The 24,618-nt window shown below is 72.6% G+C and carries 19 protein-coding genes and 1 pseudogene; 10 read left to right on the plus strand and 10 right to left on the minus strand.

The genetic code is table 11. From position 1 onward, the window contains the following. Positions 1 to 24 precede the first annotated feature (24 nt). Both ACFY3I_RS35045 and ACFY3I_RS35050 read left to right on the plus strand, forming a co-directional pair. Positions 25 to 1,758 carry an ABC transporter ATP-binding protein gene (locus tag ACFY3I_RS35045; RefSeq protein WP_390865030.1) on the plus strand — a complete coding sequence of 578 codons (1,734 nt, stop codon included), beginning with the start codon at positions 25 to 27 and terminating at the stop codon, positions 1,756 to 1,758. After that, positions 1,758 to 3,686: an ABC transporter ATP-binding protein gene (locus ACFY3I_RS35050; protein ID WP_365289987.1), complete on the plus strand. Its 1,929-nt coding sequence runs from the start codon at positions 1,758 to 1,760 to the stop codon at positions 3,684 to 3,686. The genes ACFY3I_RS35045 and ACFY3I_RS35050 overlap by 1 nt, the downstream gene beginning before the upstream one ends. A gap of 80 nt (positions 3,687 to 3,766) precedes the next feature. On the opposite strand, the gene ACFY3I_RS35055 is transcribed toward ACFY3I_RS35050, so the two are convergent. The 5 genes from ACFY3I_RS35055 to ACFY3I_RS35075 all read right to left on the minus strand — a co-directional run bounded on the left by ACFY3I_RS35055 (position 3,767) and on the right by ACFY3I_RS35075 (position 10,906). After that, positions 3,767 to 5,083: an RNA polymerase sigma factor gene (locus tag ACFY3I_RS35055; protein ID WP_390865031.1), complete on the minus strand. Its 1,317-nt coding sequence runs from the start codon at positions 5,081 to 5,083 to the stop codon at positions 3,767 to 3,769. 103 nt (positions 5,084 to 5,186) lie between these two features. Further along, positions 5,187 to 7,094, minus strand: a complete 1,908-nt coding sequence (gene dnaG, locus ACFY3I_RS35060) for a DNA primase (RefSeq protein WP_365289984.1) — start codon at positions 7,092 to 7,094, stop codon at positions 5,187 to 5,189. Between the two features lie 124 nt (positions 7,095 to 7,218). Beyond that, on the minus strand, positions 7,219 to 8,481 hold the full coding sequence (locus ACFY3I_RS35065) for an NAD(P)/FAD-dependent oxidoreductase (protein ID WP_390865032.1): 1,263 nt from the start codon (positions 8,479 to 8,481) through the stop codon (positions 7,219 to 7,221). Between the two features lie 158 nt (positions 8,482 to 8,639). Then, positions 8,640 to 9,920 (minus strand): deoxyguanosinetriphosphate triphosphohydrolase, encoded by a 1,281-nt coding sequence (locus ACFY3I_RS35070; protein WP_390865033.1) that lies wholly within the window; start codon positions 9,918 to 9,920, stop codon positions 8,640 to 8,642. 251 nt (positions 9,921 to 10,171) lie between these two features. Further along, a complete protein-coding gene (locus ACFY3I_RS35075; protein WP_390865034.1) occupies positions 10,172 to 10,906 on the minus strand; it encodes a sirohydrochlorin chelatase in 735 nt (244 codons plus the stop codon). 184 nt (positions 10,907 to 11,090) lie between these two features. On the opposite strand from ACFY3I_RS35075, the gene ACFY3I_RS35080 reads away from it, so the two are divergent. Beyond that, a complete protein-coding gene (locus ACFY3I_RS35080) occupies positions 11,091 to 11,789 on the plus strand; it encodes a vancomycin high temperature exclusion protein (protein WP_390865035.1) in 699 nt (232 codons plus the stop codon). 112 nt (positions 11,790 to 11,901) lie between these two features. Here the strand turns inward: ACFY3I_RS35080 and ACFY3I_RS35085 are convergent, their stop codons facing one another. Together ACFY3I_RS35085 and ACFY3I_RS35090 are read right to left on the minus strand one after the other, a co-directional pair. Beyond that, positions 11,902 to 13,197 (minus strand): AMP-binding protein, encoded by a 1,296-nt coding sequence (locus ACFY3I_RS35085; RefSeq protein ID WP_390865036.1) that lies wholly within the window; start codon positions 13,195 to 13,197, stop codon positions 11,902 to 11,904. A 221-nt stretch (positions 13,198 to 13,418) separates the two neighbouring features. Continuing rightward, positions 13,419 to 13,872: pseudogene (locus ACFY3I_RS35090) on the minus strand (gamma-glutamylcyclotransferase family protein). Between the two features lie 145 nt (positions 13,873 to 14,017). Between ACFY3I_RS35090 and ACFY3I_RS35095 the strand changes: the two are divergent. The 7 genes from ACFY3I_RS35095 to nirD all read left to right on the plus strand — a co-directional run bounded on the left by ACFY3I_RS35095 (position 14,018) and on the right by nirD (position 21,574). Then, positions 14,018 to 15,661 (plus strand): M4 family metallopeptidase, encoded by a 1,644-nt coding sequence (locus ACFY3I_RS35095; protein WP_390865037.1) that lies wholly within the window; start codon positions 14,018 to 14,020, stop codon positions 15,659 to 15,661. Positions 15,662 to 15,914: 253 nt separating this feature from the next. Further along, positions 15,915 to 16,577 (plus strand): YceI family protein, encoded by a 663-nt coding sequence (locus ACFY3I_RS35100; protein WP_390865038.1) that lies wholly within the window; start codon positions 15,915 to 15,917, stop codon positions 16,575 to 16,577. Between the two features lie 410 nt (positions 16,578 to 16,987). Then, positions 16,988 to 17,509 carry a hypothetical protein gene (locus tag ACFY3I_RS35105; protein WP_365289968.1) on the plus strand — a complete coding sequence of 174 codons (522 nt, stop codon included), beginning with the start codon at positions 16,988 to 16,990 and terminating at the stop codon, positions 17,507 to 17,509. Between the two features lie 195 nt (positions 17,510 to 17,704). Continuing rightward, entirely contained in the window at positions 17,705 to 18,328 is a 624-nt protein-coding gene (locus ACFY3I_RS35110) for a class F sortase (RefSeq protein ID WP_365289967.1), read from the plus strand. Between the two features lie 98 nt (positions 18,329 to 18,426). Further along, positions 18,427 to 18,582 carry a hypothetical protein gene (locus tag ACFY3I_RS35115; protein ID WP_390865039.1) on the plus strand — a complete coding sequence of 52 codons (156 nt, stop codon included), beginning with the start codon at positions 18,427 to 18,429 and terminating at the stop codon, positions 18,580 to 18,582. Next, positions 18,579 to 21,191, plus strand: a complete 2,613-nt coding sequence (nirB, locus tag ACFY3I_RS35120; RefSeq protein WP_390865040.1) for a nitrite reductase large subunit NirB — start codon at positions 18,579 to 18,581, stop codon at positions 21,189 to 21,191. Before ACFY3I_RS35115 ends, nirB begins: the two co-directional genes overlap by 4 nt. Beyond that, positions 21,188 to 21,574, plus strand: a complete 387-nt coding sequence (nirD, locus tag ACFY3I_RS35125) for a nitrite reductase small subunit NirD (RefSeq protein WP_390865041.1) — start codon at positions 21,188 to 21,190, stop codon at positions 21,572 to 21,574. Before nirB ends, nirD begins: the two co-directional genes overlap by 4 nt. Here nirD and ACFY3I_RS35130 read toward each other — a convergent pair. The 3 genes from ACFY3I_RS35130 to ACFY3I_RS35140 form a co-directional block, all read right to left on the minus strand. Continuing rightward, on the minus strand, positions 21,534 to 22,469 hold the full coding sequence (locus ACFY3I_RS35130) for an oxidoreductase (RefSeq protein ID WP_390865158.1): 936 nt from the start codon (positions 22,467 to 22,469) through the stop codon (positions 21,534 to 21,536). The genes nirD and ACFY3I_RS35130 overlap by 41 nt on opposite strands. Positions 22,470 to 22,739: 270 nt before the next feature. After that, positions 22,740 to 23,306, minus strand: a complete 567-nt coding sequence (locus ACFY3I_RS35135) for a YciI family protein (protein ID WP_390865042.1) — start codon at positions 23,304 to 23,306, stop codon at positions 22,740 to 22,742. A gap of 97 nt (positions 23,307 to 23,403) precedes the next feature. Then, positions 23,404 to 24,567 (minus strand): lactate 2-monooxygenase, encoded by a 1,164-nt coding sequence (locus tag ACFY3I_RS35140; protein WP_390865043.1) that lies wholly within the window; start codon positions 24,565 to 24,567, stop codon positions 23,404 to 23,406. Positions 24,568 to 24,618 lie beyond the last annotated feature (51 nt).

Raw genomic sequence — 24,618 nt, forward strand, 5'->3', positions numbered from 1 at the left:
ACCGCCGACTCCGAGAGACGTAGCGTGCTCATACGACTTCTGCGGACCTATCTCAGGCCCTACAGGAAACCCATCTCGATCCTGGTGCTGCTGCAGTTCCTGCAGACCTGCGCCACTCTCTACCTGCCCACGCTCAACGCACACATCATCGACAACGGCGTCGTGAAGGGTGACACGGATTACATCCTGTCGTTCGGCGCCCTGATGATCGGCATCTCGCTCGCGCAGGTGGTGTGCAACATCGGTGCCGTGTACTACGGCGCCAGGACCGCCTCGGCGCTCGGCCGGGATGTGCGGGCCGCCGTCTTCGACCGGGTGCAGTCCTTCTCCTCACGTGAGGTGGGTCACTTCGGGGCACCCTCCCTCATCACCCGTACGACCAACGACGTACAGCAGGTCCAGATGCTGGTCCTGATGACGTTCACGCTGATGGTGTCGGCGCCCATCATGTGTGTCGGCGGCATCGTGCTCGCCCTCGGCCTGGACGTTCCGCTGTCCGGGGTGCTGGTCGCCGTCGTCCCCGTGCTCGGCATCTCCGTGACCCTGATCGTGCGCCGGCTGCGTCCGCTGTTCCGGGCCATGCAGGTGCGCCTCGACACGGTGAACCGGGTGCTGCGCGAGCAGATCACCGGCAACCGGGTGATCCGCGCCTTCGTCCGCGACGAGTACGAGCAGGGCCGGTTCGGGAGGTCCAACAAGGACCTCACCGAGATGCAGCTGGCCACCGGCAACATGCTCGCGCTGATGTTCCCCATCGTCATGACGACGGTGAACGTGTCGTCGATCGCGGTGGTGTGGTTCGGCGCCCACCGCATCGACAGCGGCGACATGGCGATCGGCGATCTGACCGCGTTCCTCGCCTACCTGATGCAGATCGTGATGTCCGTGATGATGGCCACCTTCATGTTCATGATGGTGCCGCGCGCGGAGGTCTGCGCCGAGCGCATCGAGGAGGTGCTGGACACCGAGTCCAGCGTCGTTGCGCCGCTCGCGCCGGTCACCGAGCTGCGCCGGCACGGGCACCTGGAGATCCGGGGCGCGGGATTCCGCTACCCGGGTGCCGAGGAGCCGGTGCTCAAGGCCGTCGACCTGGTGGCCCGGCCCGGCGAGGTGACCGCCGTGATCGGCTCCACCGGAAGCGGCAAGTCCACCCTGCTCGGCCTGGTGTCGCGGCTCTTCGACGCCACGGACGGTCAGGTCCTCGTGGACGGGGAGAGCGTCTCCGAGCTCGACCCGAAGCTGCTCGCCGAGACGGTGGGCCTGGTGCCGCAGAAGCCGTACCTGTTCGCGGGGACGGTGGCGACCAACCTGCGGTACGGCAACCCGGACGCCACGGACGAGGAACTGTGGCACGCGCTCACGGTGGCGCAGGCCAAGGGCTTCGTCGAGAAGCTGGAGGGCGGGCTGAACGCGCCCATCGCCCAGGGCGGCACCAACGTCTCCGGCGGCCAGCGGCAGCGTCTGGCCATCGCCCGCACGCTCGTGCAGCGCCCGGAGATCTACCTCTTCGACGACTCCTTCTCCGCCCTCGACTACGCGACCGACGCCGCCCTGCGCGCCGCGCTCGCCGAGGAGACGGCCGAGGCGACCGTCGTCATCGTCGCCCAGCGGGTGGCGACCATCAGGGAGGCCGACCGGATCGTCGTCCTCGACGAGGGACTGGTCGTCGGCACCGGCCGCCACCACGAACTCATGGCCGACAACGAGACCTACCGGGAGATCGTGCTCTCCCAGCTGACGGAAGCGGAGGCCGCCTGATGGCCGGGCCCATGGGACGCATGATGGCCGGGGGCGGCCCCGACCAGCGCTCGATGGACTTCAAGAACTCGGGCAAGCGGCTTCTCGCCCGGTTCAAGCCCGAACAGCTCACGATCTACGTGCTGCTGTTCTGCGTGGTCGCGAGCGTCACGCTCAGCGTGATCGGCCCCAAGATCCTCGGCCGCGCCACCGACCTGGTCTTCGCCGGTGTCATCGGCAAGCAGATGCCGGCCGGGGCCACCAAGGAGCAGGTGCTCCAGGGGATGCACGAGCGGGGCCAGGGCGCCGTCGCCGACATGCTGGGGAGCACCGACTTCACCCCGGGCAAGGGCATCGACTTCGGCCAGGTCGGCGACGTCCTGTTGTTCGCGCTCTGCACCTACGTCGTCGCCGGCCTGCTGATGGCGGTGGCGACCCGGCTGGTCAACCGGTCCGTCAACCGCACGATGTACCGGCTGCGCGAGGACGTCCAGGGCAAGCTGTCGCGGCTCCCGCTGTCGTACTTCGACAAGCGGCAGCGCGGCGAGGTGCTCTCCCGGGCGACCAACGACATCGACAACATCGGCCAGACGCTGCAGCAGTCGATGGGCCAGCTCATCAACTCGCTGCTGACCATCATCGGCGTGCTCGCGGTGATGTTCTGGGTGTCCTGGATCCTGGCGCTGGTGGCCCTGTGCACCGTGCCGCTGTCGTTCCTGATAGCCACCCGCATCGGCAAGCGCTCGCAGCCGCACTTCGTGCAGCAGTGGCGCACCACCGGCAAGCTCAACGCCCACGTCGAGGAGATGTACACCGGGCACACCCTGGTGAAGGTCTTCGGCCGGCAGCAGGAGTCGGCGCAGCAGTTCGCCGAGCAGAACGACGCGCTGTACGAGGCCGGGTTCAGGGCGCAGTTCAACAGCGGTGTGATGCAGCCGCTGATGATGTTCGTGTCCAACCTGAACTACGTGCTGGTGGCGGTCGTCGGCGGGCTGCGGGTGGCCTCCGGCGCGCTGTCGATCGGTGACGTCCAGGCGTTCATCCAGTACTCCCGGCAGTTCTCGATGCCGCTGACCCAGGTCGCCTCGATGGCCAACCTGGTGCAGTCGGGTGTCGCCTCCGCCGAGCGGATCTTCGAACTCCTCGACGCGGAGGAGCAGCAGGCCGACCCGGTTCCGGGCGAGCGTCCGGCGGAGCTGCGCGGGCGGGTGGCGCTGGAGCACGTGTCGTTCCGGTACGACCCGGAGAAGCCGCTCATCGAGGACCTCTCGCTGACCGTGGAACCGGGTCACACGGTCGCGATCGTCGGCCCGACCGGCGCCGGCAAGACCACCCTGGTCAACCTGCTGATGCGGTTCTACGACGTCTCCGGCGGCCGGATCACCCTGGACGGCGTCGACGTCACGCGCATGTCCCGGGACGAACTGCGCGCCGGGATCGGCATGGTGCTCCAGGACACCTGGCTGTTCGGCGGCTCCATCGCGGACAACATCGCCTACGGCTCCTCCCGCGAGGTCACCCGGGGCGAGATCGAGGAGGCGGCCCGGGCGGCCCACGCCGACCGGTTCGTCCGGACCCTCCCCGAGGGCTACGACACGGTGATCGACGACGAGGGCACGGGTGTCAGCGCGGGTGAGAAGCAGCTCATCACCATCGCGCGGGCGTTCCTGTCCGACCCGACGATCCTGGTCCTCGACGAGGCGACGTCCTCGGTCGACACCCGTACCGAGGTGCTGATCCAGAAGGCCATGGCCAAACTGGCGCACGGGCGGACGTCGTTCGTCATCGCCCACCGGCTGTCGACGATCCGGGACGCCGACACCATCCTGGTGATGGAGAACGGCTCGATCGTCGAACAGGGCGCGCACGCCGACCTGCTGGCGGCCGACGGGGCGTACGCGCGGCTGTACAAGGCGCAGTTCGCGCAGGCGGTGGCCGAGGTCGACTAGCCCCGGACCAGCCCCGGACCAGCTCCGGTCCGGATCCGACGGGGAGGGGGCCGCCCGCGGGCGGCCCCCTTTCCGTCGGTTCAGTCCAGGTAGCCCCTCAGCTGGTCCGCGAAGGCGTGGTCCCGCAGCTTGTTGAGGGTCTTCGACTCGATCTGCCGGATCCGCTCCCGGGTCACCCCGAAGATCCGGCCTATCTCCTCCAGCGTCCGCGGGCGGCCGTCGGCCAGGCCGTACCGCAGCTGGACCACCTTCCGCTCCCGCTCCCCCAGCGTCGACAGCACCGCCTCCAGGTGTTCGCGCAGCAGCAGGAAGGCCGCCGACTCCACCGGGCTCGCCGCGTCGCCGTCCTCGATGAGGTCGCCGAGGGCCACGTCGTCCTCCTCGCCGACCGGGGCGTGCAGCGAGACCGGCTCCTGGGCGAGGCGGAGCACCTCGCCGACCCGTTCCGGCGCGAGGTCGAGGTGGGCGGCGACCTCCTCGGCCGTCGGCTCGTAGCCCCGTTCCTGGAGCATCCTGCGCTGGACGCGCACCACCCGGTTGATGAGTTCCACGACGTGCACCGGGACCCGGATGGTGCGGGCCTGGTCGGCCAGGGCGCGGGACATGGCCTGCCGGATCCACCAGGTCGCGTAGGTCGAGAACTTGTAGCCGCGGGCGTAGTCGAACTTCTCGACCGCGCGGATCAGGCCCAGGTTTCCCTCCTGGACGAGGTCCAGCATGGTCAGACCGCGGCCGACGTACCGCTTGGCCACCGAGACGACGAGCCGCAGGTTGGCCTCGATGAGGCGGCGCTTGGCCATCCGCCCCATGACGACCAGCCGGTCGAGGTCGAGGGCCAACTGGCTGTCGAGGTCCGGGGCGCTGCCCAGCCGCTCCTCGGCGAACAGGCCGGCCTCGACACGGCGGGCGAGTTCGACCTCCTCGGCGGCGGTGAGCAGCGGGATACGGCCGATCTCGCGCAGGTACTGCCGGAACAGGTCGGAGGAGGGGCTGCCGGTGTCCACGCGGGCCGCGACGGGCGGCTCGGGCTCCGGCTCGGACTCCGGTGCGTCGGCGGCGAGTTCCTCCGCGGCCGGCCCCTCGCGCTCCGCCGGCCGCTCCGGCCCGGTCTCGGGACGGACCGCGGCGCGGCTCTGCGGCGGGACGCCGGGGTGGACGTCGGGGTGGACGTCGGCGTCGGCCTCCGGCTCGTCCGTGAGCGTGCTGTCGGTCTGGGTCAGGGTCTGGGTCTGCACGGGGGCGACCTCCAGGATGATCGCTGCCAGGGGGGACGGCAGCGGTACTTCGGGAGCGGAGACGACGGCCTCGCCGCTGTCCGTCCCGTACGCGATGAGTGGAACGGCGGGGGTGTGGGACCCGTCCGGGACGGGCCGGCCGCGCTCCGAGGACTCAGGCACCGCCCCCAGTGTGGGGTACGACACATCGCCGCCACGAGGGGCGTGCGGTGACTTTTTGCGTCCGGTCCGTGACCGCGTGGTTATCCCGCGGGCGGGGCGCAGCTCACAGGGCGGCGACGCCGCGTTCGCGCAGTGCCTGACCGTACTGCTGGAGCACCCACAACTCGTTCTGCACAGCGGCGAGTTGAGCGGGGTCCCCGGCGCTGCCGAGGCGGGTGAGGGTGATCTGGATCTCGTGGATACGGCGGTCCACGGCGCGGCGGCGGACGGTCACGAGTTGCTCGCCGGCGTAGTTCTCGTCGACCGTGCGGCGCATGATCGCCTCGACGGCGAGCTCCGTGACCATCGCGCGGACCACGTCGTCGGGTGCCACCTCGCGGACCCGGACCAGGTACTCCTGCGGGTCCTGCGCGCCGTACTCGGCGCCGCCCGCCTCCATGACGGCCTGCCGTACGGCCGCGTACGGGGCGGCGGTGAACTCGTCGATGCCGTAGGCGTCGAACGCCGGAGAGACCAGCTCGGGCCGCTGGAGGGCGAGTTTCAGCAGCTCCCGCTCGGTGGCGTAGACCGCGTTGCGCAGATTGAGGGCGGGTCCGGAGACGGCCGGGCGCGCGGCGCCGGTGTCGTACGACGGCTGCTGCGGGCCGCGCGCCGGGGCGCCACCCCTGCCGCCCTTGTCCCGTGCCCAGCGGGCCAGCTGGGCCACCCTCCTGACCACGAACTGGGTGTCCAGGATGCCGAGCATGCCGGCCAGTTCGACGGCGACCTCGTGCTGGGCCCCGCTGTTCTTGATCCGGGCGACGATCGGGGCCGCCTCGTCCAGGGCGGCCGCGCGGCCGGCCGGGGTGTCCAGGTCGTAGCGGGCCACGATCTGGCGGAGCGCGAACTCGAAGAGCGGGGTCCGGGGTTCGGCCAGGTCGGCGACCGCCTCGTCGCCCTTGGCCAGGCGCAGCTCACAGGGGTCCATGCCGTCGGGGGCGATGGCGATGTAGGTCTCGGCCGCGAACTTCTGGTCGTCCTCGAAGGCGCGCAGGGCGGCCTTCTGGCCGGCCGCGTCACCGTCGAAGGTGAAGATCACCCGGGCGCTGCCGTTGTCCATCAGCAGCCGGCGAAGGATCTTGATGTGGTCGCCGCCGAAGGCCGTGCCGCAGGTGGCGATCGCGGTCGTCACCCCGGCCAGGTGGCAGGCCATGACGTCGGTGTAGCCCTCGACCACGACCGCGCGGCTGGACTTCGCGATGCTCTGCTTGGCGAGGTCGATGCCGTACAGGACCTGGGACTTCTTGTAGATCGCGGTGTCGGGCGTGTTGAGGTACTTGGGGCCGTTGTCCGCCTCGTACAGCTTGCGGGCGCCGAAGCCGACGACCTCGCCGCCGATGTCCCGGATCGGCCACATCAGCCGCCCACGGAACCGGTCGATGGGCCCGCGCCGCCCCTCCTGCGCCAGCCCGGACAGCAGCAGCTCCTTGTCGGTGAAGCCCTTGCCGCGCAGATGGCGGGTGAGGTGGTCCCAGCCCTGGGGGCTGTAGCCGACACCGAAGTGGACGGCGGCGGCCTGGTCGAAGCCGCGCTCGGCGAGGAAGAGCCGGCCGGTCTCGGCCTCGGGGCCGGTGGCGAGCTGTTCCGCGTACCAGGCGGCGGCGATCTTGTGCGCCTCGACCAGCCGGATCCGCTCACCGCGCTGGTGGGAGGGGTTGTACCCGCCCTCCTCGTACCGCAGGGTGATGCCGGCCAGCCCGGCGAGCCGCTCGACCGCCTCCGAGAAGGAGAGGTGGTCGACCTTCATCACGAAGGTGAGGGTGTCTCCGCCCTCCTGGCAGCCGAAGCAGTGGAAGAGCCCCTTGCTCGGGCTGACCTGGAAGGACGGCGACTTCTCGTCGTGGAACGGGCAGAGGCCCTTGAGGTTGCCGCCGCCCGCGTTGCGCAGCTGGAGGTACTCGGACACGACGGCGTCGATCGGGACCGCGTCCCGTACCGCCTTCACGTCCTCGTCATTGATCCGTCCTGCCACGGGTGAATTCTACGGGGGCGGACCGACAGCCATGGGGCACGTGGAGCGCCCGGAAGGGTGCGGGCAGCGGCGCGGGCGGCCACGCCCGTCCCGCGCCCGCGCCCCCGCGGCCCCCGGCGGCCGCCTAGGCGAGCGATTCCAGCGGCACCTTCGGATCCGCCAGCGCGTCCGTGTCCACCGCGGCGCCCGAAACGATCAGCTTCTGGACGGGCTCTGTGACATCCCACACGTTCACGTTCATCCCGGCGAGCACCCGCTTGTCCTTCAGCCAGAACGCGATGAACTCCCGCTTGCCCGCGTCACCCCGGATCACGACCTCGTCGTAGGACCCGGCCGGCGCCCACCCGCTGTACTCCATCCCGAGGTCGTACTGGTCGGAGAAGAAGTACGGCACCCGGTCGTAGACCACCTCCCGGCCCAGCATCGAGCGGGCCGCCGCGGGGCCGCCGTTCAGCGCGTTGGCCCAGTGCTCCACCCGCAGCCGGGTGCCGAACAGGGGGTGCGGGAAGGAGGCCACGTCACCGGCCGCGTAGATGTCGGGGTCGGAGGTCCGCAGCCGTTCGTCGACGACGATGCCGCCGCCGTGCGCCCGGTCGGCGATCTCCAGTCCCGCCGCCTCGGCGAGCCCGGTGCGCGGCGCCGCGCCGATCGCCGCGAGCACGTCGTGCGCCGGGTGCTCCTCACCGTCGTCGGTGCGGGCGGCGAGGACCATGCCGTCCTGGCCGACGATCTCGGTGAGCCGCACGCCGAAGCGGAACCGGACGCCGTGTTCCTCGTGCAGCCGGGCGAAGACGTTGCCCAGCTCGGGCCCGAGCACGCCGTGCAGCGGGGTCGGCCCGTGCTCGATGACGGTGACCTCGGCGCCGTAGGTGCGGGCCGCCGCGGCGACCTCCAGGCCGATCCAGCCGGCGCCCGCGACGACGAGGTGGCCGTTGTCCCGGCCGAGGGCGGCGAGGACGCCCTTGAGGCGCTCCGCGTGCGCGAGGCGGCGCAGGTGGTGCACACCGGCCAGGTCGGTGCCGGGGATGTCCAGGCGGCGGGGCTCGGCGCCGGTGACGAGCAGCAGCTTGTCGTAGCGGACGATCGTGCCGTCGTCGCCGAAGCGGACGGTCCTGGCGGCACGGTCGATCCGGTCCACGGTCTGGCCGAGGTGCAGTTCGATGTCGTTCTGCGCGTACCAGGCGGGCTCGTGCACGAAGACGCTGTCGCGCTCCTCCTTGCCGAGCAGGTACCCCTTGGAGAGCGGCGGCCGCTCGTACGGGTGGTCGCGCTCGTCGCAGATCAGTATCACCCGGCCGCTGAAGCCCTCCGCCCGGAGCGTCTCGGCCGCCTTCGCGCCGGCGAGTCCGCCACCGACGATGACGAATGTCTGGTCCGCGTCGACCACTTGATGCCTCCTCGTAAGGGTGCCGCCACATATGCCGCCCACATGCGCCGCACTGTGAGCCTCCCGCACGCAGCGTGATGCGGGAAGAGGCAGTGCCCTCCACTGACGCGATCATGACCCGTTCAGGCCACGGAGAGTCACAGAGGGTCACAAAATATTCACATATGTCCTGTCAGTCTCGCGTGCAACGACCGCGCGGAGGCGTCGGTGAGCGAGGCGATCTGATCGACGATCACCCGCTTGCGGGCGTGGTCGTCGCCCGCCGCGTCGAACAGCGTCCGGAACTGCGGGTCGAGGCCGTCCGGGGCGCGGCGGGTCAGCGCCTCGGCCAGTTCGGCGACGACGACCCGCTGCTCGGCGCGGATCCGCTCCTGCTCGGCACGCTGCATGACGTAACGGTGGGCGATGCCCTTCAGCACCGCGCACTCCATCCGGGCCTCGCGCGGTACGACGAGTTCGGCGCCGTAACGGGTGAGGCGGCCGGTGCCGCACCTCTCCCGGGTGGCGGCCTCCGCGGCCAGGCAGAAGCGGCCGATGAGCTGGCTGGTGGCGTCCTTCAAACGGGCCTGGGCGACCGCGGTGCCGTCGTACCCGTGCGGCCACCACTCCTCGTCCTGGAGCCGGTCCAGGGCGGCGGCGAGTTCGGCGGGGTCGGTGCCGGCCGGCACGTACCTGCCGACGGCGACCGCGAACACCTCCCGCCGTTCGGGTTCGGCGTGCAGGCAGTTGGGGTCGATGTGGCCGGCGTGCAGGCCGTCCTCGACGTCGTGCACGGAGTAGGCGACGTCGTCCGACCAGTCCATGACCTGCGCCTCGAAGCAGGTGCGGGTGCCGGGGGCCTCCTTGCGGACCCAGTCGAAGACCGGGCGGTCGTCCTCGTACACGCCGAACTTCGGGGACGCCGGGTCGGTGGGGTGCGCCCCGCGCGGCCACGGGTACTTGGTGGCCGCGTCGAGGGCGGCGCGGGTGAGGTTGAGGCCGACCGAGCCCTCCTGGGTGAACCGTTTGGGCTCGATGCGGGTGAGCAGGCGCAGCGACTGGGCGTTGCCCTCGAAGCCGCCGCAGTCGTCCGCGAACTCGTTCAGCGCCTGTTCGCCGTTGTGGCCGAAGGGCGGGTGGCCCAGGTCGTGCGAGAGGCAGGCGGCCTCCACCAGGTCGGGGTCGCAGCCGAGGGCGGCGCCCAGTTCCCGCCCGACCTGGGCGCATTCGAGGGAGTGGGTGAGGCGGGTGCGGGGGCTGGCGTCCCACATCTGACCGGTGTTGCCGGGCGTGACGACCTGGGTCTTGCCGGCGAGCCTGCGCAGCGCGGCGCTGTGCAGCACGCGCGCGCGGTCCCGCTGGAAGGCGGTGCGTCCGGCACGCTTGTCGGGTTCGGGGGCCCAGCGGTCGGCTGACGCCGCGTCGTAGGCCGAGGTCGGTGCGGGTGCGGGAACTGCCATGGTTCGACAGTACGGGGCGATAGTGACAAACGGGTGCGGGTGCCGCCTGCTCCGCCACCGGGTCGGGGGGCGGAAACGGGCGGGGTGGGTGCGGGCGGGGGGGCGGGCGGGGCAGACGGAGCGGGGCAAGGCTGCGCGGGTGGCGGGGCGAGGCGGTGTGGATGCGGGGCTGGGGCGCGGGGGCCGGCGCGTGGGGGCCGGTCGCGGAGTTCGTACCCCGGCCTCCGGTCCGGGGATACCACCGGCGCCCCCTAGGCCGCTGCCGTCACCGGCGTTTCCCGTACCTGTGCGTACCGGTGCAGGACCAGGGCGGCCATCGCGTCGTGCGCGCCCAGCGGGGCCGACGCCAGCCAGGGGGCGCGCGCGGCGCACTCCGTGGCGAAGCGGCCCGGGGCCGTGAAGCAGGAGGCGACGGCGATACGGTGCCGGCCCCTCGCCCGCAGGGCGGTGATCGCCTCCCCGACCGTCGGCGCCGCCGCCGACGCGTAGGCCGGGACCACCGGAACGCCCAGGCGTTCCGCGAGGAGCCGGGCCGTGCGGCCGGTGTCGGCCCTGGCGTCGGGGTCGCGGGAACCCGCCGCCGCCAGGACGACGGCACTCGCGGGCCGGCGCCGCCAGCCGGCCTCCAGCAGGCGGGCGTGCAGTGTTTCGACGACGAGGGGGTGCGGACCGAGCGGGCCCGCCACGCGCGTCGGCGCCCGCGCCGCGGCCGCCGCCTCCGGGATGTCCCGCTTGACGTGGTGGCCGCGGCCGAGGAGCAGCGGGACCAGGACGGCCGGGGTGTCGCCGAGGGCCGCGAGGGTGTCCGCGAGCAGCGGTTCGTCCAGCTCGATGTGGCCGAGGCGCACGGACAGTTCGGGGCGCAGCGCTCGCACCCGGTCCATGAGCGCGCGCACCGTGGTGAGGGCTCGCGGATCGCGGCTGCCGTGGGCCACCAGGACCAGTGCGGGCGGGCCGGGGCGCGGAGAGAGGTCGGACACGGTCATGCGGGGATCCTCGCCGGGCGGGATTGCACCCCCGTTGCCCGGCCGTCACGGGAGTTTTCGTGCGCTTCACGCCACGAAACCGGCCGCTGTGAGCGAACCGGATCGCCTCGCCCCGCGTCCTCCAGGGTCAGAGCCTCCGCGGGAGGCCGGGGGACGCCCAGGGGCAGCCGAGAGGGACAACCGTATGAAGATCCGCCGACCGCGTCTGCCGCGCACCCTCGCCGGCCGACGGCGTCTGGTGCAGGGCGTGATGGCCGGCTGCGTGCTGGCGCTGCTGCCGGCCACCTGGCTGTACGTGTCGACGGCCGGCCGGCTGCACACGGTGGCGGACGTCCCCCGCACCGACGTCGCGGTGGTCTTCGGCGCGGGACTGTGGAACGGCGAGCCGTCGCCGTACCTCGCCAACCGCCTGAACGCGGCGGCGCGGTTGTACAACGCGGGCCGTATCAAGGTGGTCCTCGTCACCGGTGACAACAGCCGCGAGGACTACGACGAGCCGGACGCCATGCGCACCTACCTCACCCGGCACGGGGTCCCGGCCGGGCGCGTCGTCAGCGACTACGCCGGCTTCGACACCTGGGACTCCTGCGTCCGGGCGAAGAAGATCTTCGGCGTGCACCGGGCGGTGCTGATCAGCCAGGGCTTCCACATCCGGCGCGCGGTGGCGCTGTGCGAGGCGGCGGGGGTGGCGTCGTACGGCGTCGGGGTCGACGCCCGGCACGACGTGACCTGGTACTACGGCGGGACGCGGGAGGTCTTCGCGGCGGGCAAGGCGGCCCTGGACGCGCTCTTCGAGCCCAATCCCCGGTTCCTCGGAAGGAAGGAACCGGGGGTGGCGAGGGCCCTGGCCGCGGCGGACCACCGGGCCGCCGGGACCGGCTGAGCCGCACGGACGAACCCGGCCGGCAGGCCGTCAGCCGGCAGGCGGGCGGACATCCGGACCGGCAGCAGGCCGACACCCGGACCGGCGGGCGGACGGGCGGAGACCCGGGCGGTCAGACGGGCGGGGCCGTGTGCGCGTAGGCGGGCCGGGATGTGGCCGGGCCGCCGTCCGCGCGGCCGTCGTGTTCGAGGCCGCCGTCCGCGCGGTCGACGTGTTCGAGGCCGCCGTCGGAGGTCCAGCGGCCGAGCGCGCCGGTGCGGACCATCGCGCGGCCCGCGCCGAGGAACGGATCGGGGGCGTACCGCCCGGCGGTCGCCGCGCCGCCGAGGTGTCCCGCCGGGACGCAGTCGCCGCCCGCCCACACCTCGCCGGTCTCGCCGACGGGCAGCGCCCTGCGGTCGGCGTCGAGGACGTAGACCGTGGTGTTGGGGACCGGGCGGCAGACGGCCCGGTGACCGGCCGCCGGATCGTGGCGGGCCATGACACTGACCACGGCCGCACCCGCCGGACGCCGGCAGTCGAAGAAGGCGGCCTGTCGCGACCAGCGTTCCACGAGCCGCGGCGACGGCCCGGACTCTGCGGCGACGGCGACCGTGCGCAGGCGCGGGCAGCCGGCCGGGTCGAGACCGGTGAGCACGTCGGGGGTGGCGACCAGGACGGTCGCGGTGGCGGCCGCGGCGGCGGGGTCCGCGCCGCACAGGACCAGGGTGGCGCCCCGGGTGAGGCAGCCGAGGATCTCCCAGGCCGCCGGGCCGGAGGCGATGTCGAGGAGTTGGGCCACCCGGTCGCCGGGGCGGATTCCGAGACCGCCGGGTTCGGTGAGGAGCAGGTTGGTGACATTGCGGTGGGTCACCTTCACCGCTTCGGGGCGGTCGTCGGCGAACAGGACGTGGCAGCCGTCGTCGGGGTGCGGGAGCAGGATCGGGCTGGCCCGCTGGTGCGGCACGGGGTCGTCGAGGGCGATGAGCCGGTGGCCGTCGGGGAGCGGGACGCGCGGGGCCTGTTCCTTGTGCGTGAGGACCACCCGGGTGCCGGCGGTGCGGACGACGTGCCGGAGCCGCTCCGGGGAGGCGCGGCCGATGTCCTGCGGGACGTAGGCGGCGCCCGCCTTGAGCACGGCGAGCAGGCCGACCAGCATCGGGATGGACCGGCGGGCGAACAGGCCGACGTGGTCGCCGGGGCGGACGCCCTCCCGGACCAGGTGGGCGGCGAGGGCACCGGCGTAGCGGTCGAGTTCGCCGTAGGTGAGGGTCGCGCCGTGGTGCTCGGCGGCGACGGCGTGGGGGTGGACGATGGCGTGCCGTTCGACGGCGCGGTGGACGAGCGGTTCGTGGACGGGTGTGCCGGCGCCGCGGCCGTACTGCCAGAAGAGGTGCTGGTCGCGGGGGGTCAGGTGACGCAGAGGCATGGGTCGGAGACCTCCTGGCTGCATGCGTGTGGGTCGGGGGAGGCCATGTCCGGGTGCGGCGGGGCCCGGACCGGGCCGTGGGGCGAAGGGTGTGACGAGGGGCGAGCGCGCGAACAGGGGCACGACTGTAGTCCGGCCCCCGGAGGTCTCAACGGTGGCCGTTCGGCCAACCGGTGTGCGGATCCGGCCACTTGGACGGTGTGAAGCCCTCCAGGCGGCGGTTACAGCGAGGTTGGGCCGGGCAGCCCGCGGGTCAGCCAGTCACCGCCCGCGATACGGCGGCCGTCCGCCCGCAGTCCGGCGGCGACGGCGGCCCCCCGCGAGGTACACCCAGGCCCGGACGGCGGCCCCGTCGCGTTGTCGTACGACGTCCCGCGCCACGCGCACGTACAGGCTGTGCGGGTCCCCGGCCTCGTACTCCTCCAGTTCGTCGAGTTCCAGGAGGAGCCGGTCGTACGACTCCGGGCGGGCGGTGACCAGTTCGCCGGTCAGCTCCCCGCCGGGTTCCTCGACCGCGTAGGGGTAGCCCGGCCCGTCGTACAGCACCGCGCCCGGCAGGCGTCCCGGTTCCTCGGTCCGGGTCCGCCCGCGCAGGAACCGGTCGTGGTTGGGCTCGCCCGGGCGGAGCGTGCCGTAGACGAAGAAGGGGAGGTGAGGGCGGTTCCGGGTGGTCACAGAAAGGATTCTCCACCCCCTCCACCCCCACACACATCTCCATGGAGGCGCTATGGACATGGATTGTCATGGCCTCTTAAATCGCTCTCGTCAATCGTCATCAGCGCCACCCCCACGCCTCTGAGGCGCCTCCCCAAGGAGACTGATGAGCCGGACACGGAACACCCGAGTTTCCCGTCTCGCCACGGCCGGCGTCGCCGCCACCACCGCGACCCTGCTGGCCGCCGCGCTCTCCCCCGCCGCCCACGCCGACACGAGACCCACCCGGGCCACCGCGATCGAGAACGCGGCCCAGGCGCTCGTCCGTTACGCGGGCACCCTCGGACTCACCTCCGCCGAGGGCACCCGGGTCCGGGACGTGATCGTCGACAGGAACGGCACCCAGCACGTCCGGTACGACCGCACCTACCGTCAGCTCCCGGTGCTGGGCGGCGACTTCGTCGTCCACCTCAAGTCGGACGGCGCCTACCGCGGCGCCGACCGGGCGACCCGCGGCAACATATCCCTCGCCTCGATCGTCCCCGACATATCCGCCCCCAGGGCCGCAGACCTCGCGGTGAACGCGCTGCGGGCGGCCAACCTCGGCGACGCGCTGAAGCAGGTGCGGGCCAAGCCCGAGCTGGTCGTCGACGCCCTGCACGGCACCCCGAAGCTGGCCTGGCGCACCGACGCCGTCGGCAAGGACTCGCTCGGCAACCCGGTCGCCCGCACGGTACTGACCAACGCCCGCACCGGCGCCCAGATCGACGCCTGGGACAGCATCGAGACGGCGACCGGCGACGGCAAGTCGCTCTACAGCGGCACGGTTCCGCTCCAGACGACGCAGTCCGGCTCGTCGTACAACCTCACGGACCCCACCCGCGGCAACACGTACACCGGCGACGCGGCCAACAAGACGGACCTGTGCATCTTCGGCATCTGCATCGTCCGGGCGCCGTCGACGGTGTTCACGGACGCCGACAACCACTGGGGCACCGGAGCGACCTCGGACCGCGCATCGGCGGCCGTCGACGCCCAGTACGGCACCAACGAGACCTGGGACTACTACAAGAACGTCCACAACCGCAACGGCATCGCGGGCGACGGCAAGGGCTCCTACAACCGAGTCCACTACGGCAACAACTACAACAACGCCTTCTGGGACGACAGCTGCTTCTGCATGACCTACGGCGACGGTGACGGAACCACCTTCGGCCCGCTGGTCGCACTGGACGTGGCCGGCCACGAGATGACCCACGGCGTCACCTCCAAGACCGCGGCGCTGACGTACTCGGGCGAGTCCGGCGGCCTGAACGAGGCGACCTCCGACATCCTGGGCACCCTGGTGGAGTGGTACGCGAACAACGCCTCCGACCCGGGCGACTACCTGATCGGCGAGAAGCTCGTCCGGTCCGGATTCGGCAAGCCCGCACTCCGCTTCATGGACCAGCCGTCCAAGGACGGGAATTCGGCGGACTACTGGAGTTCGTCGGTGGGGAACCTGGACGTGCACTACTCGTCGGGCGTCGCCAACCACTTCGCCTATCTGCTCGCGGAAGGCAGCGGCCCGAAGACGGTCAACGGCGTGAGCTACAACTCCCCCACGTACAACGGCTCGACGGTGACCGGGATCGGCAGGGACAAGCTCGGGGCGATCTGGTACCGCGCCCTGACGGTCTACATGACGTCCTCGACGAACTACGCGGGCGCGCGCACGGCGACCCTGAACGCGGCGAAGGACCTGTACGGGGCCGGCAGCGCCGAGTACAACGCGGTGGCGGCGGCCTGGAGCGCGGTGAACGTGAACTGACCGCGCCGGGCGGGCGCATGACGGCGGCCGCTCCGGTGCACCGGCCGGAGCGGTCGTCGCGCGGTCCGCGGAAAAAGGGGGCGGCACAATTCACGGAAACATCGGATCCGGGAAATGCGGGGAATTTCCGAGGGATTCCGTGGCGGACCGGTGCGGTGTTGTGGAGTTCCCGTGACCGCCCGCGTGAATACCCAACTCCACGGCTTCGCGCACCACTTGCGACAATTCCCGGAGTGGACTACCAAGATAAATCATGAACTTGTTCAGTCGCCCCCACACCTCGCGACGCACCCCCACGGTCCCCCCACGCCCGACGGCGGCGCCGGCCTCCCCCGCCTCGGCGCCCGTCCTGCTCGATCCCGCCCTCGCCGCCCTCACCGGTGAGTGGATCGTCGACCCGGCTCACAGCAGAATCGGTTTCTCGGTCCGGCACGCGATGGTCACGACGGTCCGCGGCTCCTTCGCCGAGTACAAGAGCCGCCTCTACTTCGACGGCCGGGACCCGTCCCGCTCGAAGGCCGAGATCATCCTCTCCACGGCCAGCGTCGACACGGGCGTGGAACAGCGGGACGCCCACCTTGTCGGCCGGGACTTCCTGGACTCGGCGAACCATCCCCGCATGCGCTTCCAGAGCACGGCGGTCCGCCTCAAGTCCCCCGACGTGTACGTCATGACCGGCGACCTGACCATCAAGAGCACGACCCGCCCGGTGGATCTGGAACTGACCTACATAGGCAACGTCACCGACCCCTTCGGCTACCAGCGCGTCGGCTTCGACGGCACGACCACGATCAACCGCATGGACTGGGGCCTGAGGTACGACTCCCGTCTCGCGGAGGGCGGCGCGATGGTGAGCGAGACGGTGCGCCTGCAGTTCGACATCGCGGCGATCCGGATGACGCCGGAAGGCGGCTGAGTTCCGGGCCGCCCTGTCACCGGTCGGTCCGAGGACGGGGGCGAGGCGTCGAGTCGGGGGCGAGCGCGGACACGACCCGCCCCCCTGGCCTCGGCGGGGCGGGGGAGGCCCGCCCGGCGGGGCGGGAAGGGCCGCCCGGCGGGGCGTCGGGTTCGCGTCACGCGCTGGTGGTTCCGGGCGGTCACCCGTTCACTCCCCACGGGGGCCGCCGTTCGTGTGCTTTTCATACTGGACCCTCCTTAGCACCCTTGACCTGCCGGAACTCCCCCGCAACCGCCGCCCAGACCCCCCTCCGTGACACCCGTTCATCCCACACCCGGCGGAATCTCGGGGAGCGCGCCCGGCCCGCCTGCTTTTACCTCGGAAGAGCAAGGGAGCGGGACGAATCGACCAGGGAGCGAGTGAACGCCATGCGACGCACTGTCCGTCCGCTGACCGGGGCCGCGCTCGCCGTGGCCGCGGCCGGTCTCGCCGCCGCGCCGGCGTACGGCGGCGGTACCGGCAGGCTGGACGTCTACCCGTCGACCACCGCGCCGGGCTCGCAGGTCTCCGTGAACACGGCGGCCTGCGGCGAGAAGTCGTCGGCGGTCGGCGACGCCGGTTCGGTCGGCGCCGGCACGTTCACGCTCGCGCCCACCACCCACGAGGGCGAGGCGATCGGCCAGTTCCAGGTGCCGGCCGCCGCCCAGCCGGGGACCTACGAGATCGTCGCGAGGTGCGCCGAGGGGAACCGGCAGGTGACCGGTGACCTGACGGTGGCGCTGACGACGGCCGGCGGGCAGATCCAGCCCCACGGCATTGTGAAGACGGGGGTCGGCGGCGCCTTGGGCACCGACCCCGTACAGACCGCGGCGGGTGTGACGGCTCTGGCCATCGCCGCCGCGGGCGGTACCTGGCTCCTGCATCGCCGGGCGAGAGGCGACGGGATCTGACGGACACCCTCCGCTGTCCGTTCGCCGGTACCGCACACCCCACCCCCTCCGGGTCCGACGCCCCTCGCGGCCCGGAGGGGGAAGGGGGTCAGCCTTGTCAGCTTCGTTAGAAGGTGTCGCGATCGTGGACACCTATCACCTTCGAGAGTGTTAGATGCTCTAACCTCCGTAAGAGGGGTTCACAAAGGGGTTCGCATGGGCAAGATCGGGGACACCGCGATAGCCGCCGTGACCGTCATATCGCTCGGCTCAGGCGTCTGGCTGCTCGGCCCCGGCTCCGGCCCGCACAGCGCGCCACCCCAGCCGTCGGCCGCCGAGGGCCGGCCCGATCCCGGCGAGGAGCGTCTCGGAGCCCCCGCGCTACCGCCGTCCCCGCCCACCCGGATCCGTATCCCCTCGATCCGGGTGAACGCCCCCCTCATGGGCCTCGCCCTCACCGCCGCCGGCAGCCTCGACGCCCCGCCGGCCGCGGACAAGAACCTCGCCGGCTGGTACGAGTCGGGCACCGCACCGGGCGAGCGGGGCACGGCGATCGTCGCCGGCCACGTGGACAACACCGAGGGCCCCGCCGTCTTCTACGACCTCGGCGCCCTCAAGCGCGGCGCGACCATCGAGATGGAACGGCAGGACAGGACGGTCGCCGTCTTCACCGTCGACGCGGTGGAGGTCTACCAGGCCCGGAACTTCCCCGACGAGAAGGTCTACGGAGCCGCGAACCGCCCGGAACTCCGGGTCATCACCTGCGGCGGCGGCTACTCCCGGGCCACCGGCTACCAGGGGAACGTCGTCGTCTTCGCCCACCTGACGGCGAGCCGCTGACCCCTCACATCCCGCCGCCGCCGGCGAGGAGGGCAGCGTTCCGCGCGGGAAACAGCGGGGATGCGACCGGGTAACGTCGGCGCCGCACGCTCCTGGGCATGACCTCGAACCCGTGTGTGGTGGCGTCCGGCGCCGACGTCGTGGCACGCCCCCGCCGCGCCGCCGCCGTCGTGGCACGCCCCCGCCGCGCCGCCGCCCCGTGCGCCGTCGCCGCCCTGCCGGGCCTGCGCGCCCACGCCGGAGGCTCCCGATGACCGTGTCCCCGGAGTCCGCCCCCACCATCGTGCTCGTCGGCCACGGCATGGTCGGCCAGCGATTCCTGGAGGCGCTGGCCGAGCACGGCCTGACCGCCACGCACCGCGTGGTCGTGCTGTGCGAGGAACCCCGCCCCGCGTACGACCGGGTCGCCCTCACCTCGTACTTCACCGGCACGTCCGCCGAGGAACTCTCCCTGACGGACACGGGGTTCATCAAGGCCCACGGCATCGAGCTGTACGTCGGGGACCGGGCGCGGGCGGTCGACCGCGCGGCGCGCACGGTGACGGCCGAGTCCGGGCGGGTCTTCGGCTACGACACGCTGGTGCTGGCCACCGGCTCGTACCCGTTCGTGCCACCGGTCCCCGGCAGGGACGCCGAGGGCTGTTTCGTCTACCGCACCATCGAGGACCTGCTGGCGATCGAGGCGTACGCGCGGTCGCGGGCGACGACCGGTGCCGTCGTCGGCGGCGGACTGCTCGGACTCGAGGCGGCGGGCGCGCTCAGGGGGCTCGGACTCACCACGCACGTCGTGGAGTTCGCGCCTCGGCTGATGCCCGTGCAGGTGGACGCCGGCGGTGGCGCGGCCCTGCTGCGCACTATCGAGGAGATGGGGCTGGCCGTGCGCACGGGCGTGGGCACCCAGGAGATCGTGACGGACGACGCGGGTGCCGTCGTCGGCATGCGGCTGTCCGACGGCTCCGAACTCGCCGCCGACATGGTGGTCTTCAGCGCCGGGGTGCGCCCGCGGGACGACCTCGCGCGAGCCTGCGGGCTGCCCGTCGGCGAGCGCGGTGGCGTCGTCGTCGACGAGCGGTGCCGTACGGTGGCCGACCCCCGCGTGTTCGCGGTCGGCGAGTGCGCGCTGGCGGCGGACGGCCGGGTGTACGGCCTGGTGGGGCCGGGGTACGAGCAGGCCGCGACGGCCGCGGCCGCCATCGCCGGAGACGACGGCCCTGCCTTCACCGGCGCGGACCTGTCCACCAGGCTGAAGCTGCTCGGCGTGGACGTGGCCTCCTTCGGCGACGCGCACGGGACCACCGAGGACTGTCTGGACGTCGTCTACTCCGACGCCCGCGCGGGCCTGTACAGGAAACTGGTCGTCGGCAGGGACGGCACGCTGCTCGGCGGCGTCCTGGTCGGAGACGCCGACGCGTACGGCACGCTGCGGGCCTTCACCGGTTCGGTGCCGCCGGTCCCGCCCGGGTCGCTGGTGCTGCCGGCCGGCGCGGGCGGCGGCGCCCGGCTCGGCCCGTCCGCGCTCCCCGACGGCGCGGTCGTCTGCTCCTGCCACAACGTCACCAAGGGCACGGTCCGCGCCGCGGTCACCGAGCACGCGTGCACCACCCTCCCCGAGGTCAAGGCGTGCACCAAGGCCGGTACCGGCTGCGGAAGTTGCGTCAGGATCCTCGGGCAGCTGGTGACGGCCGAGCTGGAGGCGTCCGGCGTCGAGGTCGACAAGGGCCTGTGCGGCTGCTTCGCGCTGACCCGCGAGGAGCTGTACGAGATCGTCCTGGCACTGCGCGTCACCACCTACCGGGAACTGCTCGACCGCCACGGCCGCGAGGAGGCCCGGGGCGGCGACGGCTGCGAGGTCTGCAAGCCGGCGGTGGCGTCGGTCATCGCCTCGCTCGCCCCGACGATCGGCGCGAGCGGTTACGTCCTGGACGGCGAACAGGCCGCGCTCCAGGACAGCAACGACCACTTCCTCGCCAACCTCCAGAAGAACGGCTCCTACTCGGTCGTCCCGCGCATCCCCGGCGGCGAGATCACCCCCGAGGGCCTGATCGTGATCGGTGAGATCGCCCGGGACTTCGGCCTCTACACGAAGATCACCGGCGGCCAGCGGATCGACCTGTTCGGCGCCCGGGTGGAGCAGCTCCCGCTGATCTGGACCCGGTTGGTGAACGCCGGCTTCGAGTCCGGCCACGCGTACGGCAAGTCGCTGCGCACGGTGAAGTCGTGCGTCGGACAGACCTGGTGCCGTTACGGCGTCCAGGACTCGGTCCGGATGGCGATCGAACTGGAACTGCGCTACCGGGGCCTGCGGTCCCCGCACAAACTCAAGTCGGCGGTCTCCGGCTGCGCCCGCGAGTGCGCGGAGGCCCGCTCGAAGGACTTCGGCGTCATCGCCACGGCGGGCGGCTGGAACCTGTACGTCGGCGGCAACGGCGGTGCCACTCCGCGCCACGCGGATCTGCTCGCCCAGGACCTCACCGACGCCGCACTGGTCCGGCTGGTCGACCGCTTCCTGATGTTCTACATCCGCACGGCGGACCGCCTGGAGCGCACGTCGGCCTGGCTGGAGCGGATCCCGGGCGGCCTGGACCACGTCCGGGACGTGGTGGTGGCGGACTCCCTCGGCATCTGCGCGGAACTGGAGTCCCTGATGGCGGCGCACGTGGCCCACTACGCCGACGAGTGGGCGTCCGCCCTCGCCGACCCCGAGAGGCTCGCCCGGTTCGTGTCCTTCGTCAACGCCCCCGGCACACCCGACCCCGTCGTCGGCTTCGTGCCCGAGCGGGACCAGATGAAGCCCGACCTGCCCCTGCTGTCGATCGGCATGCGCCCCGCCGCGGATGTCCTGGAAGGAAGCGCCCAGCGATGACCCTGGCACCCGAGACCACCGATCTGCTGGTCCAACTCCTTCTGGAGAAGGACTGGTTCACGGTCTGCGGCCTGACCCGGCTGACCCCGGGGCGGGGGGTGGCCGCGCTGCTGCCGGACGGTCGCCAGGCCGCCGTCTTCCGGGACCGCGCGGACCGCCTGTTCGCGATCGACAACCGCGACCCCTTCAGCGGTGCGGCGGTCCTCTCCCGGGGCCTGACGGGCACCCACCGGGGCCGCCCGTTCGTCGCCTCGCCCCTGCTGAAGCAGCGCTTCGACCTGGCGACCGGCCGGTGCCTGGACGACGAGACGGTACGGGTGACCGCCTACGCGGTACGGGCCGTCAGATCTCCTGCAGAGCCGCGGCGCAGGACACCCCGGTGAGCTGCTCCGACGCCTCCCACAGACGCCGGGCCATGGTGTCGTCGCGGGTCCAGGGCGCACGCCGGGAGGGCGCCGGGGCGCCGCGCCACATCACGGTCGAGGGCCCGGTGAAGGAGTCGGGCCGTACGCCGGGCGCGGTGGCCGCGTACAGCGTGGGCAGCGCGCCCGCCTCGGCGGACTGGGCGAAGACGGCGTTCGCGGCCCTCATCAGCCGCTCCGCCCCACGCCGGCCCTCGGCGCGGGGCCCGGCGGTCTGCAGCTCGGTGGCCGCGTAGCCGGGATGGGCGGCGGCCGCGACGAGGTCGCCGCCGTGGGCGTCGACCCGCCGGGTGAGTTCGTGGACGAAGAGCAGGTTGGCGGTCTTGGACCGGGCGTAGGCGACCCAACGCCGGTACCTGCGCTCACTGTTGACGTCGTCGAGATCCACGTTGGACATGACGTGCAGCATGCTGGAGACGGTGACGACGCGGGCGGCGGGGGTGCTCAGCAGCACGGGCACGAGCAGCCCGGTGAGGGCGAAGTGCCCGAGGTGGTTGACCCCGAACTGCGTCTCGAACCCGTCCGCGGTGCGCCCGCGCGGCGGTGCCATCACTCCGGCGTTGTTGACCAGGAGATCGAGCCTGCCGTACGGGAACGAGGCGGCGAAGTCCCGCACCGAGGCCAGGTCCGCGAGGTCGAGCCGCCGGAACTCGATGTGCGCGTCCGGCACTTCGGCGGCCATCCGGTCCCCGGCCTCCTGCCCCCGCGCCTCGCTCCGGCAGGCGAGCACGACCCGGGCCCCCTTGCGGGCCAGCTCGCGTGCCGTGACGTACCCCAGCCCGCTGTTGGCCCCGGTCACCACCGCGACACGGCCGGTGAGGTCAGGGATGTCGCCGCTGCTCCAGCCGCCGCGCATGAGGTCGCCCTCCACAGGTGGGATCGAAGTCGCGGCCAGCCTACGAGGAGGCGCCGCCCCGGCAGGCCGGACACGGCCGTACACCCCGCGAACCGTCCGGATCCGCGGGCGGTGCCGGGGCGGCGGGCGGTGCTTCCGGAGGGGCCGGCGGGCGATACCGGGGCGGCCCGCGGTGCTTCCGGAGGGCCCGGGAAGCGGTGACCGGGCGGCGGGCGGCCGGCGGCCGGCGGCGTCTCCGGAGGGGGCGGCCCGCCGGAGGGGCCCCGCTCGTCACCGTCGTCCGCCGAACTCCCACTCGTACACCTCTGTCTCCGCGTACCGGTGCGGAGCCAGGACGGCGCGCGCCCGCTCGGCGTCCGGGGCCCGCAGCAGTGCCGCCGTGCCCAGCCAGGCGGTCGCGTCGTCGGACAGCAGCGGCCCGAAGGCGATCAGCTCGTCGCGGTCCACGCCCGGCGGCAGCCCGAGAGTCCCACCGCCGGCGTCGGCCGGCTCCGGCCCCAGACCGATGACCAGGTACCGCCTGCCGTCGCTCCGGCCGCCGGGGAACTCCCACATGGTGCGGCCCAGCAGGTTGTGCCAGCGGCGCAGCAGCACGTCCCGGTAGACGCCGGCCTGGTGGTTGGGCTCGTCGAAGGCGAACGCGCGGGCCGCCGCCGGATCCGGCAGCGCGACGATGTGCACGCTGCCGGCGAGCGTCTCGCCGTCGGCCGCGAAGGCCGGCCCGCGGGCGATCAGTTCCGCCTCGTACCGGTCCATGTAGGACCAGTGCTCCTCCACCAGTTCCCGCCGCAGCGCCGACGAGCCGACCCGGTCCCGGTGGTAGCAGAAGAACTCCATGGCCTTGGACCCTTCCGTACCCCGGGCGCCGCATCAACAGGATTCCCGCGGTCACGCCGTCGGCCGCCGACGACGCGCTCCCGGGCGGCCCGGTGCCTCAGCGGACGCGGCGCAGGGCCTCGGGCGTGAGGTCGGCGAGTGCCGGGTACCCGTCGACGGCCATGATGAGGTCGGCCTCGGCCAGCAGGGCCCGCAGCACATGGACCAGTCCGGCCTCTCCGCCGTGGGCGAGACCGTAGGCGTAGGGGCGGCCCACTCCCACGGCGGTCGCGCCCAGCGCCACGGCCTTGACGATGTCGGCCCCCGTGCGCACCCCGGAGTCGAAGAGCACGGGCAGGCCGTCGGCGGCCTCGACCACACCGGGGAGCGCGTCGAGCGCGGGCAGACCGCCGTTGGCCTGCCGGCCGCCGTGGTTGGAGCAGTAGACGCCGTCGACGCCGGCGTCCTTGGCCCGGCGGACGTCCTCCGGGTGGCAGATGCCCTTGAGGATCAGCGGCAGGTCGGTGACCGACCGCAGCCAGGGCAGGTCGTCCCAGGTGAGCGGGTTGCCGAAGATGCCGGCCCACAGGGCAACCGCGGCCTGCGGGTCCTCCTCGGGACTCCGGCCGCCGAGCAGCGAGCGGAAGACGGGGTCGCTGGTGTAGTTGGCCAGGCAGTTGCCGCGCAGCTGGGGGAAGTTGCTGGTGGCGAGGTCGCGGGGGCGCCAGCCGGTGATCCAGGTGTCCAGGGTGACCACGATCCCCTTGAAGCCGGCCTGCTCGGCGCGGTGCACCAGGCTCTCGGCCAGGCCCCGGTCGGTGGGGGTGTAGAGCTGGAAGAAGCCCGGGGTGTCGCCGAACTCGGCGGCGACCCGCTCCAGCGGGTCGACGGTCAGCGTGGAGGCGACCATCGGCACGCCGGTGCGGGCGGCGGCCCGTGCGACGGCGAGGTCACCGTGGCCGTCCTGCGCGCACAGCCCGATCACCCCGACCGGTGCCATGAACAGCGGCGAGGGCAGCCGCATCCCGAACAGGTCGACGGACAGGTCCCGTTCGGCGGCCCCCACCAGCATGCGCGGGACCAGCCCCCAGCCCTCGAACGCGCTGACGTTGGCCCGCTGGGTGCGCTCGTCGCCGGCGCCGCCCGCGACGTACGACCGTACCGAGGCGGGCATCGCGGCCTGCGCCAGCGGCTCCAGATCGTCGTAGGTCATCGGGAACGGCGGCGTCACCCCGCGCAGCCCGTCGAGATAGATCTCGTTCTGGTAGTCGGCGAAAGCCACGGCCCGAACCTCCCTCAGCTGCGCCCGCCGGCCGCGGGCGTCCGGGTCCAC

Origin of the sequence: Streptomyces sp. NPDC001068, assembly GCF_042897315.1 — a bacterium.
Classification (GTDB): domain Bacteria; phylum Actinomycetota; class Actinomycetes; order Streptomycetales; family Streptomycetaceae; genus Streptomyces.